This is a genomic window from Streptomyces sp. NPDC004752 (assembly GCF_053601275.1).
In genome coordinates, this window is the sequence record NZ_JBSGBN010000050.1 from 1 (window position 1) to 16,734 (window position 16,734).

12 protein-coding genes and 2 pseudogenes are annotated in these 16,734 nt (G+C 69.9%); 7 read left to right on the forward strand and 7 right to left on the reverse strand.

The genetic code is table 11. The annotated features are described in order from the left end of the window. The coding region (locus tag ACWEKM_RS21585; protein ID WP_451622799.1) for a hypothetical protein at window positions 1–1,296 on the forward strand (1,296 nt) is incomplete at its 5' end. 186 nt (window positions 1,297–1,482) lie between these two features. On the opposite strand, the pseudogene ACWEKM_RS21590 reads toward ACWEKM_RS21585, so the two are convergent. The 3 genes and pseudogenes from ACWEKM_RS21590 to ACWEKM_RS21600 form a co-directional block, all read right to left on the reverse strand. Continuing rightward, a pseudogene (locus ACWEKM_RS21590) lies at window positions 1,483–1,737 on the reverse strand (IS701 family transposase); the annotation flags it as partial. Between the two features lie 176 nt (window positions 1,738–1,913). After that, window positions 1,914–4,271, reverse strand: coding sequence for an SGNH/GDSL hydrolase family protein (locus ACWEKM_RS21595; RefSeq protein ID WP_451622800.1), 2,358 nt, complete (start codon window positions 4,269–4,271; stop codon window positions 1,914–1,916). Window positions 4,272–5,051: 780 nt separating this feature from the next. Further along, on the reverse strand, window positions 5,052–5,363 hold the full coding sequence (locus tag ACWEKM_RS21600) for a hypothetical protein (RefSeq protein ID WP_451622801.1): 312 nt from the start codon (window positions 5,361–5,363) through the stop codon (window positions 5,052–5,054). Window positions 5,364–5,589: 226 nt separating this feature from the next. On the opposite strand from ACWEKM_RS21600, the gene ACWEKM_RS21605 reads away from it, so the two are divergent. Further along, the gene (locus tag ACWEKM_RS21605) at window positions 5,590–5,940 is read left to right on the forward strand and encodes a hypothetical protein (RefSeq protein WP_451622838.1); all 351 of its coding nucleotides are present in this window, start codon (window positions 5,590–5,592) and stop codon (window positions 5,938–5,940) included. Here the strand turns inward: ACWEKM_RS21605 and ACWEKM_RS21610 are convergent. From ACWEKM_RS21610 to ACWEKM_RS21625, 4 genes and pseudogenes are all read right to left on the reverse strand, one after another. Further along, a pseudogene (locus ACWEKM_RS21610) lies at window positions 5,907–6,231 on the reverse strand (CYTH domain-containing protein); the annotation flags it as partial. The gene ACWEKM_RS21605 and the pseudogene ACWEKM_RS21610 overlap by 34 nt on opposite strands. Window positions 6,232–6,779: 548 nt before the next feature. Next, window positions 6,780–7,058: a glutaredoxin domain-containing protein gene (locus ACWEKM_RS21615; protein ID WP_451622802.1), complete on the reverse strand. Its 279-nt coding sequence runs from the start codon at window positions 7,056–7,058 to the stop codon at window positions 6,780–6,782. Between the two features lie 162 nt (window positions 7,059–7,220). Continuing rightward, the gene (locus tag ACWEKM_RS21620) at window positions 7,221–8,690 is read right to left on the reverse strand and encodes an AAA family ATPase (RefSeq protein WP_451622803.1); all 1,470 of its coding nucleotides are present in this window, start codon (window positions 8,688–8,690) and stop codon (window positions 7,221–7,223) included. A 168-nt stretch (window positions 8,691–8,858) separates the two neighbouring features. Then, complete coding sequence (locus ACWEKM_RS21625; RefSeq protein ID WP_451622804.1) at window positions 8,859–9,110, reverse strand: hypothetical protein; 252 nt, start codon at window positions 9,108–9,110, stop codon at window positions 8,859–8,861. Between the two features lie 297 nt (window positions 9,111–9,407). On the opposite strand from ACWEKM_RS21625, the gene ACWEKM_RS21630 reads away from it, so the two are divergent. The 5 genes from ACWEKM_RS21630 (at window position 9,408) to ACWEKM_RS21650 (ending at window position 16,730) form a co-directional block, all read left to right on the forward strand. Then, a complete protein-coding gene (locus tag ACWEKM_RS21630; RefSeq protein ID WP_451622805.1) occupies window positions 9,408–9,944 on the forward strand; it encodes a hypothetical protein in 537 nt (178 codons plus the stop codon). After that, window positions 9,941–10,972, forward strand: a complete 1,032-nt coding sequence (gene pstC / locus ACWEKM_RS21635; RefSeq protein WP_451622806.1) for a phosphate ABC transporter permease subunit PstC — start codon at window positions 9,941–9,943, stop codon at window positions 10,970–10,972. Before ACWEKM_RS21630 ends, pstC begins: the two co-directional genes overlap by 4 nt. A 1-nt stretch (window position 10,973) precedes the next feature. Beyond that, entirely contained in the window at window positions 10,974–12,275 is a 1,302-nt protein-coding gene (gene pstA, locus ACWEKM_RS21640) for a phosphate ABC transporter permease PstA (RefSeq protein ID WP_451622807.1), read from the forward strand. Window positions 12,276–12,372: 97 nt separating this feature from the next. After that, window positions 12,373–14,169 carry a phosphate ABC transporter substrate-binding protein PstS gene (gene pstS / locus ACWEKM_RS21645; protein ID WP_451622808.1) on the forward strand — a complete coding sequence of 599 codons (1,797 nt, stop codon included), beginning with the start codon at window positions 12,373–12,375 and terminating at the stop codon, window positions 14,167–14,169. Next, window positions 14,166–16,730: a hypothetical protein gene (locus ACWEKM_RS21650; protein ID WP_451622809.1), complete on the forward strand. Its 2,565-nt coding sequence runs from the start codon at window positions 14,166–14,168 to the stop codon at window positions 16,728–16,730. The genes pstS and ACWEKM_RS21650 overlap by 4 nt, the downstream gene beginning before the upstream one ends. Window positions 16,731–16,734: the final 4 nt, after the last annotated feature.

Sequence of the window (16,734 nt, forward strand, 5' to 3'; positions counted from 1 at the left end):
GCCATCGCCAAGGCACTGGCCAAAGCGCTCGGACTGAAGGCGCCCAAGGCACAGGGCGACAAGCCGACGCCGTTCAACAAGCTGCACGAGTTGGTACCGGACGTCAATGGTGACGGTATCGACGACCGCATCGGCCAGCGCCACAAGAAACCGCCCAAGAAGTTCAAGCCCAGCCCGCTTGGCCAAGTGCCCCTGGGGGCGAACCAGGCTCCGGAATCCGGCTCGGCTCCGGGTAAGGGTTCGGACAACGGCTCGGCGCCCGGTAAGGGCACCGGTTCGGGTTCGGGCAAGGGCACTGCTCCCGGTAAGGGCACCGGCTCGGCTCCGGGCAAGGGCTCGACTCCGGGTAAGGGTTCGGACAACGGCTCGGACCCCGGTAAGGGCGCCAGCTCGGCTCCCGGAAAGGGCTCGGGGAACGGCTCGGCTCCGGGCAAGGGCACCGGCACCGGCTCGACTCCGGGCAAGGGTTCGGGCACCGGCTCGACTCCGGGCAAGGGTTCGGGCACCGGCTCGGCGCCTGCTACGGGTTCCGGTTCGGGTTCGGGCACCGGCACCGGTTCGGCGCCTGCTACGGGTTCCGGCACCGGTTCGGCTCCCGCTCCGGCCACTCGGCCCGGCACGGGTGCGGCTCCCGGTACGGGCACCGGCACCGGTACGGCTCCGGGTAGGGGCGCCGCCACTGGTACGGCTCCCGGCGCGGGCAGCGGCTCGCTTCCGAGCAGGGGCCCAGCCACCGGCACGGCTCCCGCCACGGGCAGCGGTGCCTCGGCTCCCGGTACGCTTCCGAGCCGCCAGGCGGCCACCGGCGCGGCTGACGGCGGCTCTTCGGCCCCCACGCAGCCCGCGAACACGCCGAGCCCGATACGTGGCCTCGACCCGGCCATGGGGCTGCCTTCGGTCGGCAGCGCCATCAACCCGGCGCCGGCCCCGCAACCGGCCCCCGCCGCCTGGAGCAACATCCCCGGCAACACGCCCGGCACCGCCCCCAGCGGCACCGGGAGCAGCATCATCGGGAGCTCCGGCGCCTGGAGCAACATCCCCGGCAACATGCCCAACGTGGGAACCAGCTCTCCTGGCAGCAGCGGCATCGGCGGCGGCTACGGCACCGTCAATCCCGGTGCCTACGGCGGTGGCTTCGGCTCCGGCAACACCGGCAGCTCGGGTATCGGAGGCGGCAGCTCCGGCATCGGAGTCGGCAACGACGGAGGCGGCACCAGCACCGGCGGCAGCTTCGGCAGCCCCGGCGGCAGCCCCAGCGGCGGCTCCAGCATGGGCGGCTGCGGAGCCTGCTCCTAGGCCCCAGCGGCTAGTACTCCAGCAGTACTTTGACGTTTTCCCTGTTGAGGGGCGGTTTGGGGGAGTGCACTGGGCCGGTTGACGGCCCGTGTCCTCCTTCCCGGACCGCCCCTCGATCATGTGCAGCCGCCACTGATAGTGGCAACGGCGGGCGACGGCTTCTGCTGCCCCTTTTGCCGCGGCGTCGGCGGCCATGACGGCCAGGAACGCGTGCGCCGGTATGGCCAGAGTGATGTGCCACATCCAGCCGGTGTAGCGGCGGACTTCGTACTGGTCGAGCCCGCACTCGTTCTTCGCGGCCTGGAAGGCTTCCTCGATGGCCCAGCGCATCCCCGCGACACGGACCAGGTGCTCGACCGTGGTGCCGAGCGGCGCGCAGCCGGGGTAGCAGGCGATCTCCTCCGGCTTGCTGATACTGCGGCGGGCCAGTGCCCACCGCTGGTGGGTGGGCATGTCGCCGTCGAAGTCCTCGGCGGCCTCATAGTGCCGCCGGGGGCGGCTTCTGGCACGGGCCCTGCAAAAGGCTCGGCCCGGTCACCGCGGGGGTGACCGGGCCGAGCCGGAGGCCGGAGCCTGGTGGCCTGGAGGCCGGAGCCTAGGGGCCTGTGGGCCAGGGCCTAGGAGCAGGAGCCGCAGCCGCCGACGCCGGAGCCGCCGGCGGGACCGCCGAAGCCGCCCCCGCCGCCGAAGCTGCCGGAACTGCCCGGGCTGCCACCGCCGGGGCTGCTTCCGATGCCGGAGCTGCTACTGCTACCGAAGGAACCACCGGTGTTGCCGGAGCCGAAGCCACCGCCATACGCACCGGGGTTGACGGTGCTGTAGCCGCCGCCGATGAGGCTGGGGCTGGTGTTGCCGGGGTTGATGCCGCCGTTGAGGAAGCCGGTGTCGCCAGGATTGCCGGGGGCACTCCAGGCACCGGATTTGGCGGCACCGGAGCCTCCAGGGGTACCGAAACTGCCAGCGGTACCACTGAAGTTCAGCGAGGCGGTGTTACCCGGACTGCTACCCGCGCTCCAGGCACCGGGGCTCGGGTTGGGTGCGCTGGAACCACCGGCCGCAGCCGAGTTGTTCGCAAAGGTCGGATCCAGCAGGCCCGACCCGACCGCAGGCTGCGGAGCAGCCGACGAACCACCCTGAGCCGCGCCGCCACCCTGAGCCGCGCCGCCACCCTGAGCTGCACCGCCGCCCTGAGTCGAGCCGCCGCCCTGAGCCGCGCCGCCACGCTGAGCCGCGCCGCCACCCTGAGCTGCACCCCCGCCCTGAGTCGCGCCGCCGGCACCCATGGCCAGCGCCGCCGCACGATCGAGCCCGTTAGGACTCGAACCTGCACCCGGAGCAGTGCCCGAGCCCGAATCCGAGCCCGGAGCCGGAGCAGGAGCCGGAGCCGGAGCAGGATCAAGAGCCGCACCCGGACCAGGAGCCGGAGCCGGAGCCGGACGACCGGAACCCGTGCTGGGCGCCGAACCCGAACCCGAGGCCGGAGCCGAACCCGCGCCCGAACTCGAGCTCGGAGTCGTGCCGGTGCCCTTGCCCGGAGTCGTACCTGAGCCCGAGGCCGGAGTCGTGCCGGTGCCCTTGCCCGGAGCCGAGCCGTTCCCCGAGCCCTTTCCGGGAGCCGAGCCGTTCCCCGAGCCCTTTCCGGGAGCCGAGCTGGTGCCCTTACCGGGGGCCGAGCCGGAGTCCGAACCCTTGCCCGGAGTCGAGCCCTTGCCCGCACCCGAACCGGTGCCCGTGCCCGTGCCCGGAGTCGTACCTGAGCCCGAGGCCGGAGTCGTGCCGGTGCCCTTGCCCGGAGTCGTACCCGAACCCGAGCTCGGAGTCGTACCCGGGCCCTTGCCCGGAGTGGGGTCGGTGCCCTTACCCGGAGCGTTGCCCGAGCCCGGAACGTTGCCGGGGTTCGGGTGGCCGCTGCCGGGGGAGGGCTCGGGGGCCCTGCCCGGCACCGGACCGCTGACCGGGCCGTTGGCCGGGCCCTTGTTCGGGACCTTGCCCCCAGTTATGGGTTCCGCCTGCTTCAGCTTCTTGAACGGCGTCAGCTCTGCGCCACGATCCGGCGGTGTCTTCAGCCCGAGCTGCTTGGCCAGCGCCCTGCCGATGGGACCGGCCATCAACGCCCCGCCATCGGGGTTCGGGTGGAACGGCTCCTGCGAGCTCCACTTATCGCTGTCGCCGGTGACCATCACGCCCAGGTCGGTGACTGCCGGCTTGTCGGTGTAGACCTCGCGGCCGGCCATCGTCTTGGAGACATCGGCCGACTCGACGCCGCAATCACACACCTCGGCCGCCTTGGCGATCGCGGCGTTGAGCTTCTTGCCGAAGTCCCGGAGGCGCTCCATCTCGTCCTTGTTGAACCCGCTGTAGAACGGCGGCTTCACGTTCGGATCGATGGCCATCGGGTAGTTCGGCGCCACCAGCTTCGCATGCGGGGCCCGCTCCTTCAGCGCCTGATAGACGCGCAACAGGCGTGCGGTGACCGTCGGAGCGGCCTCGCCCGACTTGGCGCTCTCCGTCGCCTGCCTCTGGTACTCCTCAGGGCTCAACTTCGAGTTGAGGTCCTTCTCGAGTTCCTTGAGCAGATTGTCGAAGGCGTTGCCGGAGACCGAGGTGACGGCATCGGTCAGTACCTGGGCGAATTGGGCATCGTTGCCACCCAGGCCGACGATGATGGCATCCGCGTCGGGCCTTACCAGGCTCAGCTGCGAATTACCATTGATGATCAGCCTCTTCGCACCGCCGGACTTCGGGTTCTTGTTCGCCTGGACGGCCCCGAGCTGAGGCTTGAAGACATCCTTCGTGGTGGCGCCGGACGACGCAGTCATGGAGACGTCCAGCTCCACGCCCGGATTGGCCTCCTGGACCCGCTGCGCCGCCTGCGCACCCGCCGCGTAGGGCGACCGGTGCCGGGGATCCTTGGGATCGAAGTAGGTGTCGGTCATCCCCTCGCCCGAGGAGTAGGAGTCACCGACGATGTCCACCTTGTAGACACCGCGTGGCCCATCCGCAGCGGCCGGAACCGAGCTGAGGCTGACCAGACCCGTCGCCACTATGACTCCGGATGAAACCACCGCAAGCGCCCGACTGATCTTGAATGTCAAGAGGGCACCTTCCTCCTCGAATATGTGATGAGGACCCGGACGGATCCACGCGCGTAGTCTCAACTACCAAGCAGCCGCGCACAGTAGCTGTGCACCACACAATCGACGAGCGGTGAGTGAATTCTCGGGTTAACAGCGGATGACGGTGGGCACTCGGTATGCCTGCAAGAACTTTTTGTCCCGGCAGGGGTGTTTGGTGGTGTGTCAGGGGCTGAATTGGTTCGAGATCAATGGCAACCCGTAGGCGTCTCGGACCGCTCACGCCGACCGTCAGGTCGTTGTCGCGCGGGGCGTGCCCCAACCGTGCCCTTCGAGACGGTCGGCAACGGTAAGGACCGGAGCGGGGAAAGATTCCGAAAGGCCCCCAATGGGGCAGGTATGCACAGGTCGGACATCATGCGAATGCATTCCGCAGCATAGATTCCCAAGCCCGGAGCGCGAGTTCATTTCCGTCGCCCGCTCCATGAAAAAAGCCCTGGTCGGAGAACCGGGCATTTCAAGCAGGTCACCGCAGGATACGGCTCCTGCCGTGGACTCGGCTCCGGCCGCCGCAATTGGGGCGCAGACTATCAAAGTAGACATTGCCGGTGATTCGTATTCCTCGGGTGAGGGGATGACCGGCACCTACTTCGATGCCGCGAATCCCCGGCACCGGTCGCCCTACGCGGCCGGAGCGCAGGCGATACAGCAGGTCCAGGACGCCAATCCCAAGGTGAACGTGGACGGCGTGGACCTGGGCGGCGGCAAGGCAAGGGCAAGATCTTCCTGCCGCCCAAGCCCGAGAAGTCGGACGGGCTGCTCGCCAACAATCCGCAGCGGGACCAAGTCCGGTCCCACGCGGATGCCGTGATCGTCGGTTTCGGCGGCAACGACGCCCAGTTCGCCCAGGTACTGACCGATGCCGTGCTCTCGGGTACCGGCAAGGCGTTCGAGAAGGTCCTCAAAGATCTCCAGCCGATGCTCAACTCGCAATCGACCCGAACGTCAAGGCACCCTTCTACAGCGGCTTCAGCAAGTACGAACTGCAGCGCATCCAGCAGTTCGGGAAGCAGCTCAACGCCGCGATCGCCAAGGCGGTAGAGGTGTGCGGTTGCGCTGAACTGGCCGATGCCTCCAAGTCGATGGCCGGCCGCGAGGTGTACACGAAGGATCCGGCACTCACCGACCTGGGCGTGATGTTCAGCGGCGACAGTGACAAGTGGAGCTCGCAGGAGCCGTTCCACCCGAACACCCGGGGTGGCGCGTTGATGTCCGACGCCATCGCCAAGGGAGCGCCCCGGGCAACCCCGGCGACACCAGCTACCTCAACAACCCCGGCACCGGCGGGGGCTCCGGCGGTATCGGCGGCGGCTACGGCACCGTCAATCCGGGCGCCTATGGCGGTGGCTTCGGCTCCGGCAGCGCCAGCAGCTCGGGCATCGGAGGCAGCTCCGGCGGCGCCGGTTACGGCTCCTGCACCTGCTCGTGGGCCCCAGCGGCCGTCGGCTCGGCAACCGGGGCCGTCGCCGCACAACTGAACGCGATGACCGGCACGTGCCCAAGTCCCTGAAGGATGGCGTGCGCCGCGTCCGCGTCCGCCACGACCGTCTCGTGCTCGGGCTTGGAACCGGAGGTCTCATCGACCGCAGCGAGCGTCCTTGAAGGTGAGAACCGTGCGTGTGCTCTCGGCTCCGTGCACCGTGCGGACCCTGAGTTCCTGGTCTGCCTTCTCCAGTGAGCCGTCGGGCCGGTCGTAGTACGTATCCCCGTAGACCTCTACCCGGGCCGTTGCACGCTCATCGAGCCGCCGCACGACCTCCTCGGGTGCGTGAACGCGAGCCTTCAACTCTGCCTCGATCACGAAGATCACGAACTGTTCCCTTCGCCTTCAGACCGTGCGCTCGGTGCTGGTGCGCCAGGAGCCTGCGCGGCGTGGTCGGCGCCGTGTCCGTCGGCATCGCGCGCGGTCGGGACGGCGCCCATGTCCTCGACGTTGGGGTCCATGCCTGCCCCGACTGCGCCCCGAAGCACAACCAAGGAGGTATCCCGTGAAGATCTGTCGCCGGTGCGACCAGCCCATCACCGGCCCGGCCGACGAGGTGTCGCCGCTGCGCTCGACGGGCGTCTGCCAGACCGTGTACACGCACCCGGGCGGCACGTGCCCGAGGCCCCGCAGCAGACCGCACCGGTACAGCGCACCCCATAGCCCCCGCCCGCCCCCGCACCCCGTGATCCTCGGGGGTGGGCGGAACCAGGCCCCGGCCGGACGGCATGGCCGACGCCAAGGTGCGCGGCACCGGATGCCTCTGGTGCACCACAATGCTGAACCCCGACGTCGTTGACTTCGGTGTGCAGTTCGACCCGGTCAGCGAGTCTTCATCCGTCTCCGGGATGACAGCCTGTCGAATGTCACCGGGCCGGGTGCAGCAAGTGCGGGGCATGAGCGTTGACAGCTTCCAGAAGTTCCTTCTTCGACGGATTCACCATGGCCCGCCCCGCCACGGTCACCGTAGGCACGGTCTCGTTCCCGTCTGCGACCGAGCGGACGAACGCCGCAGCATCCGGGTCTCTCCAGATGTTCACGGTGGTGTACCGCAGTCGGGTAAAGCGCAGACGCAGCAGCAACTTCATGCAGTACGTGCACATAGGGCGCCAGTAGACGACCACACCGTCATGTTTCTGGGTCACGGATTCCCCTAGTTTCCTTGGGAGTTGGACCGAGCCTGGAGAGGCGTTCGTCGGTGTCGGGGGCTGATCGAAATGGGCGTGCTGAACGGTCGACAGGCGGTGGGCAACGACGGGAACGGTGGAGGCCGTGTTCCCTGTACAGGGGCGGTGAGTGCGTCCGGGTCAGTCGCCGTGGTGGAGGCGAAGCGGATCGATCAGCTGGATGGTGGGGTCGTTTTCCGCGAGGTGGTGCAGTTCGTCGGTGAAGCCGGCGCCGCTGTAGCACTGCAGCCGGGTGGCGTCGGTGGCGTTGCCGCGTGAGGTGAGCAGAGCACGGATGTGCTGGAGACGTTCGAGGTGCGCCCTACCCATGATGTCGTTCCACTTGGCTTCGCCGATGGCGAGCAGTGTCTCGCGGTTGCTGTCGGTGTCGCCGCGGACCGCGACGTCGACTTCGTGGCTGGTCTTGGCGGCGGGATCGTTGACGGTGCCGCTGGCGACCCGTGTGACCTGCCCGCCGTGGGTTTCGGGGGCCGCGTGCCAGCGGGCCCATTCGCGGCAGACCTGTTCGAAGTGCGGGCCGGCGACCTTGCTGCGGAAGGTGGACTGGGCGCGGCGCCAGACGGCGGGGGCGCGTCCGGGGCGCTCCAGATCGCCCCAGGCGGGGCGCATGACCGCGTGGTAGAAGGCGATGAGGGGTTCGGCGATGCGGTAGGCGGAGCGGTTGCGGCGGAAGGCGTCGGCTTCGTGGGTGATCATGCCGACGTCCTGGAGGACGCTGAGCGGGTGGGCGAGGTCGGTGGACTTGCGACCGAGGTAGTCGGCGATGCCGCCGCGTGCGGCGTTTCCAGCGGCGATGGCGGCCAGAACGGAGTGGTAGAGCGCGGTGTCGTGGAGTTCGGGTTCCTCTGCGAGAAGGTAGCGGGCCTCGCGGAAGAGCGGACGGGCGGGGTTGAGGACGGCGCGGGTGACCCAGGCGTCGAAGTCGTCGGGCCCGGCGGGGGTGTCGCCCTGGGTGAACTCGCGGCGGTAGGCGGGGGTGCCGCCGACGATGGCGTGGGTGAGAAGTGCGGTGCGCGGGTCGTTGATCTCCCAGAACTCGGCGGCGAGGCGGAAGTCCAGGGTGGGCACGACGAGTTCGAGGCCGGCGCGACCGCGCAGCGGGGCGTTGCCGGCGAGGAGTCCGCCCATGAAGGACAGGGCGGAGCCGCACAGCAGGAGTCGTACGGGGGTGTTGGTGTGCTGGGCGGCGGGGTCGAGGGCGCGCTGGATGATTGAGGGGAGGGCAGGGGATGCCTTGGCGAGGAAGGGGAACTCGTCGATGACCGCGACGACGGGGCTGCCTTGGTCGGCGATGCGCATGAGCTCGGTGACGGCTTCGTCCCAGTGGGTGAAGCGGAACGGGGTGGGCTGGTCGCGGTGGCGTGCGAGGGCTTCGCCGAACTGGCGCAGGGCGTCGGACTCGGTGGTCTCGGTGGCGGTGAACATGAAGCCGCCGCTCGCGCGCGTGAGGGCGTCGAGCAGGAAGGTCTTGCCCTGGCGGCGGCGGCCGGAGACCACGCCGAGCGTGGCGCGGGGCCCGGGCAGCGTGGCGAAGCGGGTCAGCTCGGCCCACTCGAAGTCGCGGTCGAAGATCTCGGCGGGTTTGTCCACGGTGCACCTCTGAACGATAGACGCGCTTATTATATCTGGACTTATTCAAGCGTGGCGCGCGGCATCGGCGGCCTGGTGCGGGACGGTTCGGGCGCCGCCTGCGGCGTATGGGTGCGGGTCGCAGGGCGGGGGCTGACGGCGGAATGCGACGGCCCGTGCACCCTGGCGTCAGGATGCCTGTGCCGGGATGCTGTCGCCCGCGCCCTGCACGCCGTCGAACGGCCGGACGCGGCCGAGGCCGTGGCCCTCGGCGTACTCGACGGCCTGGACGCCTGCGCAGGCGAATACGACGGCGACGAGGTGCTGTGCTACGCCGGTGAGGACTTCGCCGAGACCTACGGCTACAAGATCCCCGAGTGTGATGTGGTACCCCGACAGGATTCGTATCCGCACGCCCGTCGGCAGCCGCCGTGCCGCCATCCGATCGGCCGTGCTGTCGCCGCGCCGCAGGCTGGTGAGCCGCTCAGGGTCGTGTGGAGTGTCTGTTGCGCCCGTTGTCCCCGGTCATCGTGTCGATTCGGAGCGCAGCGTGATGGCGGACTTGATCGTTGTCACATTGGGTTCTCCAGCACCTCTCGTTCATCTTGGTTCCGTTCGGCCTTCGCTCGGCTGTGTTCACAGGACCTCCACAGCGGAAGACTCTCGGGTGCGCCGACACCAAGGGGACCTTTTTCGGTCAGCGGCGCAAAAAACGCTTAGGGGAGGGGGGTGGTCCCCATGGTCAGCCCACGCTTTTTGTATGTGCCGATCGAGGACCTTGGCATGGCCCTGCCTACGGGCCCGGAGGGACAACGAAGACCGGAGACAGGACGTATAGCGGTCGGGTGGCGGCTGGTCAGCGCCAACAACCGTGAACTCGGGCGTTGTGTCGGCGCGTTCGGGAGCCTTGCCGCAGGTCAGGCCACCGTTGCCCGGCTTCGGGAGCGGGTGGCGGACGTACGGGCGCTGCTCGTCATGGCCGACGTACCGGGCTCCTGGACCTGGCGGGTCGAGCTCGACGGGCAGGACATCGCCATGGCCGGGCGGTCGTATCAGCGGCATCGGGAGTGCCAGTACAACGTGAACCTGTTCCTGGCCACGGTGCCGGTGGCCCAGCTGGGCGAGGGGCTGGTCAGCCGGCCGCGGCTGCGCGGGCTGCATCTGCCCGGTCCGGCGCGGCCGGCCCGGCCGGCCCGGTCGGAGACCGAGGGCGGGGAGCCTTCCCTGTCCCCGGCGTCCCCGGCAGGATTGCGGGCCGGGGCGGGTGCGTCGTGAGCGCTGTCGTCTCCGGGCCCGGGCAGCCGGGGCCGGGGGGCCCGGAGCTCCTGGACACGCCGCGTGATCTGCGGGCCAAAAACGAACTGGTGGACCGTCTCTTCCGGGGCGCGGCACGCGGCAGCGGTGCCGTGGTGCTGGTGATCATGCTGCTGGTCGGCATCTTCCTCGGCTATCGCGCGGCGGAGGCGCTCCGTGTGGCCAAGTGGTCCTTCCTGACCACGTCGGCCTGGGAGCCGGACTCCCACCACTTCGGCATCGCCGCCGTACTCACCGGCACCGTGCTCATCGGCCTCGTGGCGATCGCCTTCGCCGTGCCGCTGGCGCTGGGCACCGCCCTGTACATCTCGGAGTACGCACCGCGGCGGCTGAAGCGGACACTCGTCAGCCTCGTGGACCTGATGGCCGCGGTGCCGAGCGTGGTGTACGGGCTGTGGGGGGCCTTCTTCCTGCAAGGGCAGGTGGTCGGGCTGTCCCGGTGGATCACCACGTACTTCGGCTGGATCCCGATCTTCAAGGTCGACGGGGCCGACCCGAGCGACCCGCTGGCCACGACGACGGTCTACACCTCGTCCACCTTCATCGCAGGGATGGTCGTCGCCCTCATGGTGACGCCGATCGCCTGCTCGGTCATGCGGGAGGCGTTCTCCCAGGCGCCCGTCGGCGAGCGGGAGGGAGCGCTCGCGCTCGGCGGGACCAAGTGGGGCATGATCCGTACGGTCGTGCTGCCCTTCGGCCTGGGCGGGGTGATCGGCGGGACCATGCTGGGGCTCGGCCGGGCCCTGGGCGAGACCATCGCCGTGTACATGATCATCTCGCCGGTCTTCGCCGTCCAGCCGCACATCCTGCAGAACGGCGCCAACTCCGTCTCGGCGCTGATCGCCCTGCGCTACGGCTCCGCGAGCGACTTCGGCATGTCGGCCCTCATGGCCGCCGGCCTCGCCCTCTTCCTCATGACCCTCGTCATCAACTTCATCGCCTCCTCGATCGTGGCGCGCAGCCGCTCGGGCGTCGGGGCGGAGGCCTGACATGAGCGACCTCCTCAACAGTGACCTCGTCAAGAGCGACCTCCCCAACAGCGATCTCGTCGACAGCGATCTCCTCGACAAGGAACAGATGCGAGGGGGCAGCCGGTCCGACGGCGGACCCGAGGTCCGCCGCAACACCTCCGCCGTCCACGCCACCGAACTGCTCGCGCTGGCCGGTGCCGCGGTGGGGTCCGTCGCCCTGACGCTCCTGCTGTTCGTCAGAGTCGCCCCGTTCACCTCGGTGCTGGGCTTCATGGCCGTCACCTATGTGCTCTTCATCGCCCTCTACGCGGTGCTGGTCTCCTTCGACGAGAACGGCGCCGCCGTACGGGACCGGGTGGCCGCGGTCCTGTGGCACAGCCTCGCCGTGCTGCTCCTCGTCGCCCTGGTCTTCGTGATCGGCTTCACCCTGTGGCGCGGCCACCGGTCGCTGGTCCACCTCAACTTCTTCACCCAGGACATGTCGAGCACCGGCCCGCTGCAACCGCTCACCGAGGGCGGCGTGGTGCACGCGATCGTCGGCACGCTGGAGCAGATCGCCATCTCCCTGGCCATCACCATTCCGCTCGGGCTCGCCTGTGCGGTGTTCCTCAACGAGGTGCCGGGACGCTACGCGCGTTTCGTACGGACCATCGTCGAGGCGATGACCGCGCTGCCGTCGATCGTGGCCGGCCTGTTCATCTACGCCACGGTCATCCTCATCCTCGGTATCGACAAGTCCGGCTTCGCCGCCGCGCTGGCGCTCAGCGTGATGATGCTGCCCATCATCATCCGCGCCGCCGACGTGGTCATCCGGCTGGTGCCGGGTTCGCTGCGCGAGGCGTCGTACGCGCTGGGCGCGAGCCAGTGGCGCACCGTGTGGACCGTGGTGCTGCCCACCGCGCGCTCCGGCCTCACCACCGCGGTGATCCTGGGTACCGCCCGCGGGATCGGTGAGACCTCGCCGGTGCTGCTCACCTCCGGGGTCAACGCCGGACTCAACGCCGACCCGCTCCGCGACCCGCAGATCTCACTGCCGCTCGCCACCTTCGACCTGGTGCGTTCGCCCCAACCCGCCTATATCGCCCGGGGGTTCGGTTCCGCCGCCCTGCTGATGGCCCTCGTCCTGCTGTTGTTCCTGCTGGCCCGGGTGATCGGCGGACGCGGTCCCGGCGACCTGTCCCGGGGCCAGTTGCACCGCAGGGTGCTGGCCTCACGCCGCGACGTCGAGCGCATGGCAGCCCATCGCGCCGCCCCACCGGCCACCGCCTCACCGGCCGCCACTCCACCGGCCGCCGCTCCGCCCCCCACCGAACACCGCTGACCAGGACCACGAGCCAAGGCATCACGAGCCAGCGCATCACGACCCAGCGCACCACAACCCAGCGCACCACGACCAAGGAGCCAGGAGCCAACCCGCCATGTCCGGATCACGCCCGGCAGCCCCCGCGCCCGCCCGAGCCAGGACCGCCAGGACCGCCCGAGCCAGGACCGCCAGGACCGTCCGAGTCAGGACCCTGACCGCCCTTGTGATCGCCTTCCTCTACTGCACCCTCGCGCCCGCCGCTGCCGAGACCTATGTCCCGATCTCCGGCGCCGGCTCCACCTGGAGCCAGAACGCCCTGGACCAGTGGCGGGCCAACGTCAAGCAGTACGGCATGACGGTGAACTACAACGGCACCGGCTCCTCCGACGGCCGCAACCAGTTCCGCAACGGCACCGTCGACTATGCGGTGTCCGAGATCCCGTACGGCATCAAGGACTCGGGGGTGGTCGACCCGCCGCCGTCCCGCAAGTACGCGTACATGCCCATCGTGGCCGGTGGTACGTCCTTCATGTACAACCTCACGATCGCGGGCCGTCGGGTGACCAACCTCCGGCTGTCCGGAGATGTCATCGCCAAGATCTTCACCGGTGCCATCAAGACCTGGAACGACCCGGCGATCAAGGCCGACAACCCGGCCCTCGCCGCGGCGCTGCCCGCCCGCCGGGTGGTGCCGGTGGTGCGCTCGGACGGCTCGGGTACGACCGCGCAGTTCACCACCTGGATGAGCAAGCGGTACGGCTCCGTGTGGGACGCCTACTGCCGCCAGGCCGGACGCAGCACGCCCTGCGGGGTCACCTCCAACTACCCGCTCGTACCGGGCAGCGGCTTCGTCGCGCAGTCGGGTTCGAACGGCGTCTCCGGCTATGTCGCCCAGGCCGGCAACGTCGGCACGATCACCTACGTCGAGTACTCGTACGCCAAGTACACCACCGGCTTCCCGGTGGCCAAGGTGCTCAACTCGGCCGGGTACTACGTGGAGCCCACCGCCAGAAACGTCGCCGTGTCCCTGCTCAAGGCGCGGATCAACGAGAACAGTTCCTCGGCGGGCTATCTCACGCAGATCCTCGACGACGTCTACACAGACCCGGACGCGCGGGCCTATCCGCTGTCGAGCTACAGCTACATGATCCTGCCGACCAAACTGGAGTCGAACTTCAACACCCAGAAGGGCAAGACGCTCGGCGCCTTCGCGTACTACTTCCTCTGCCAGGGACAGCAGCACGTGGACGACCTCGGCTACTCCCCGCTGCCGATCAACCTCGTGCAGGCCGGCCTCAACCAGGTCCGCAAGATCCCCGGGGTCAACGTCGAGTCGATCAACATCAAGAACTGTCACAACCCCACTTTCTCCGGTGACGGCAGCAACACCCTCGCCAAGAGCGCCCCTTACCCGTCCGCCTGCGACAAGAAGGGCGCGACGCAGTGCTCGACCGGCACGGGCGGTGCCAAGACCCCGACCGTCGTGGGCGGCGGCTCCGGTGGCTCCGGTGGCACGGGCGGTTCGGGGGCGGGCGGTTCGGGTGCGGGCGGGACCGGCGGGTCAGGGGGTGCCGGTGCGTCCGGCGGCGCGGGCGGTTCGACCGGCGGCGGCTCCGGTGGGGGGTCCTCCTCCGGCGGGAGTTCGAGCGGCGGATCGACCACCGGTGGCGGTGGCGGCAACAGCGCGAGCCCGTCGATCGACCCGGACACCGGCCAGGCGATCGGCACGGACGGCGGCTCGACGGCGGACGGCGCCGGTGGCGCGTACGCCGTGCCCGTCTCGACGTCCAAGAGCATCGGCAGCGGCATGCAACGCGCGTTGATGGCGCTGGCGGGCGTGCTGCTGCTGGCTCTCACCGTCGGGCCGCCCCTGATCAACTCCCGGCTCCGTGCGAAGCGGGGCCGCTCATGAGCGCCGTGCGCAGATCGCTCGCCGGCCTGCTCGGCGTCCTCGCTCTCGTCCTCGCGGTGACCGGCGCCGCCGCCCCGGTCACCCCTGCAGCGGGATCCGCGGTCACCGTCTCCGGGCACGGCGCCTACGCGCACCTGAAGGTGACGGTCAGTCAGACCACCCATCTGGTCAACCAGGTGGTCAAGATCTCCTGGAAGGGCGCCGCCCCCACCGTCTCGGACACCGACTACGCCGCCGACTACCTCCAGATCATGCAGTGCTGGGGGGACAGCAAGAGTGGCCCCGACCCCGAGCAGTGCCAGTTCGGCGGCTCCTCCGCGCTCGGCGCCGGCGCGGGCAGCCAGGGCGCCGGCGCGTACACCAACACCCGCCAGCTCACCTACGGCGGCCTGAAGGACCCGGCGCAGCAGCTCCCGCCGCCGACGCCGACCGGCATCTCGTACATGCCCTTCCACTCGGCGACCGGTGATGTCATCAAGACGGGCAACTGGAACGAGTTCTACGACTCCAACAGCACCAACGAAGTCCCCTACGCCCGCACCGGTTCCGACGGCACCGGCGAGGTGTACTTCGAGATCCAGACGTCCCAGGAGGCGCCGGGCCTCGGCTGCGGCGCGGTGCCGGCCGGGGCGAAGAACCCGGCGACCGGGCGCAAGTGCTGGCTGGTCGTCGTGCCGCGCGGTGACAAAGAGGTGGACGGCGGCCCGTACCGGTCCCAGCCGAACGGGCTGCTGCAGTCCTCGCCGCTCAGCGCCACCAACTGGCAGCAGCGCATCGTCGTACCGCTGTCGTTGGAGCCGATCGGCAACTTCTGCCCGATCGGCGCCGACGAGCGCAGCACCCTGGGCGACGAACCGGTCGCCGAGGCGATCCTGCGCTGGCAGCCCGCCCTGTGCCAGACCGGGGACAAGGCCATCTACGGCTACGCCCAGGTGACCGACGACACCGCCCGCGCCAAGCTGGTCTCCGGCAAACCCGGCATGGTCTTCCTCAACCGCCCGGCCACCGCCGACCAGGTGCCCGCGGACCAGCACCCCGTCTACGCACCCGTGACCCTCTCGGGGCTGACCCTCGGCTTCTTCGTCGAGAGCCGGGCCGGTTTCAACGCCCCCGCCGCCGTCAAGGCACGCGACGGCACCCGGCTCTCCTCGCTGAACCTCACCCCGAGGCTGGTCGCCAAGCTGCTCACCGAGTCGTACCAGGACGGCAGCTCCCGGTTCGCGCCCAGCACCCAGAACAACCCGTTCAACCTGGCCCGCGACCCCGAGTTCCGCAAGTACAACCCCGACTACGCGGACCTGGACTTCGGCGGCAACCTCGGCGACGCCCTGGTGCCCGAGGCGCTGTCCGACGCGGCCTGGCAGCTGTGGAACTGGGTCGGCCAGGACCCGGCCGCCCGCGCGTTCCTCGACGGGACCGCCGACAACGAGGGGCGCTACGGTGACGCCTCCTTCTCGGGGATGACGGTCAACCCGGCCTACAAGGGCATCAAGCTGCCCATCAGCGACTTCCCCAAGAGCGACCCGTTCTGCCAGCAGTTCCAGGACCATCCGGACAACCCGCTGTGCGTGCAGGACAAGCACCCGTACGCCACCGACCTGCACGCCGCCGCCCGCGCGGTCGCCCGCGGCGACACGCTGGCCCGTACCACCTGGGACAACACCGCCATCCCGCCCGCCTACAAGAAGAACCCCCCGCAGCCGGCGGGCCAGCGAGCCGTGCTCGCCGTGACCGACACGGCGACGGCGAGCCGGTACGGGCTGGTGACGGCGAAGCTGCAGAACGCAGCGGGGCGGTTCGTGGCTCCGGTCACGAAAACGCTGCTGGCCGGTGAGGCGGCGATGAAACCCAGCGGTGTTCCGGGCGTGCTGCGGACCGACCCGAGGTCGACGTCCGCGGGTGCCTATCCGCTGACCCTGCTCAGCTATGCCGCGACCGTGCCGGAGAAACTGACCGAGAAGGAAGGGCGGGACTTCGCCGCGCTGCTGAAGTTCGCGGTGGGGAGCGGGCAGCGGCCGGGGGTGTCCGCGGGGACTCTTCCGGACGGATATGCGCCGCTGCCGCACGACCTTCGTCGGCAGACCGTCGCGGCGGCCGATGCCATCGCGTCCAGGGCGGGGTCCGGTTCCGGCGGCTCTGACTCCGGTGACCCGAAGGGTGACGCGAACGGTGGCGCCGGCGGGGGTTCGGGCGGCGGGTCGGGCGGCTCCGGGTCGTCGGGCGGCGGTACGTCGGGCGGCGGTGCCGGCGCCGGAGGGACGGCCGCGGGCGGCGCCGGGGGCACGGCCTCGTCCGCCTCGTCTCCCTCGTCCTCCCCGTCGGCGTCCGCCCAGCCGTCCGGATCGCCGTCCGCCACGGCCCCCACCGCGAACGGCAGCCCCGCCCTGCTCACCCCGCCCTGGGTGCTCGGCGCCGTGCGCTACACCCTCCTGATCGCCCTCGTCGTCGGCCTCGCCGCGACCGTCGGCGGCCCCCTTCTGCCGAGGGTGGCACCGCAGCTGGCGGCCGGTATCGCGGCCTGGCGGGCGAAGGCCCTGGCAGCACGCGACCGAGGGAGGTGATGCC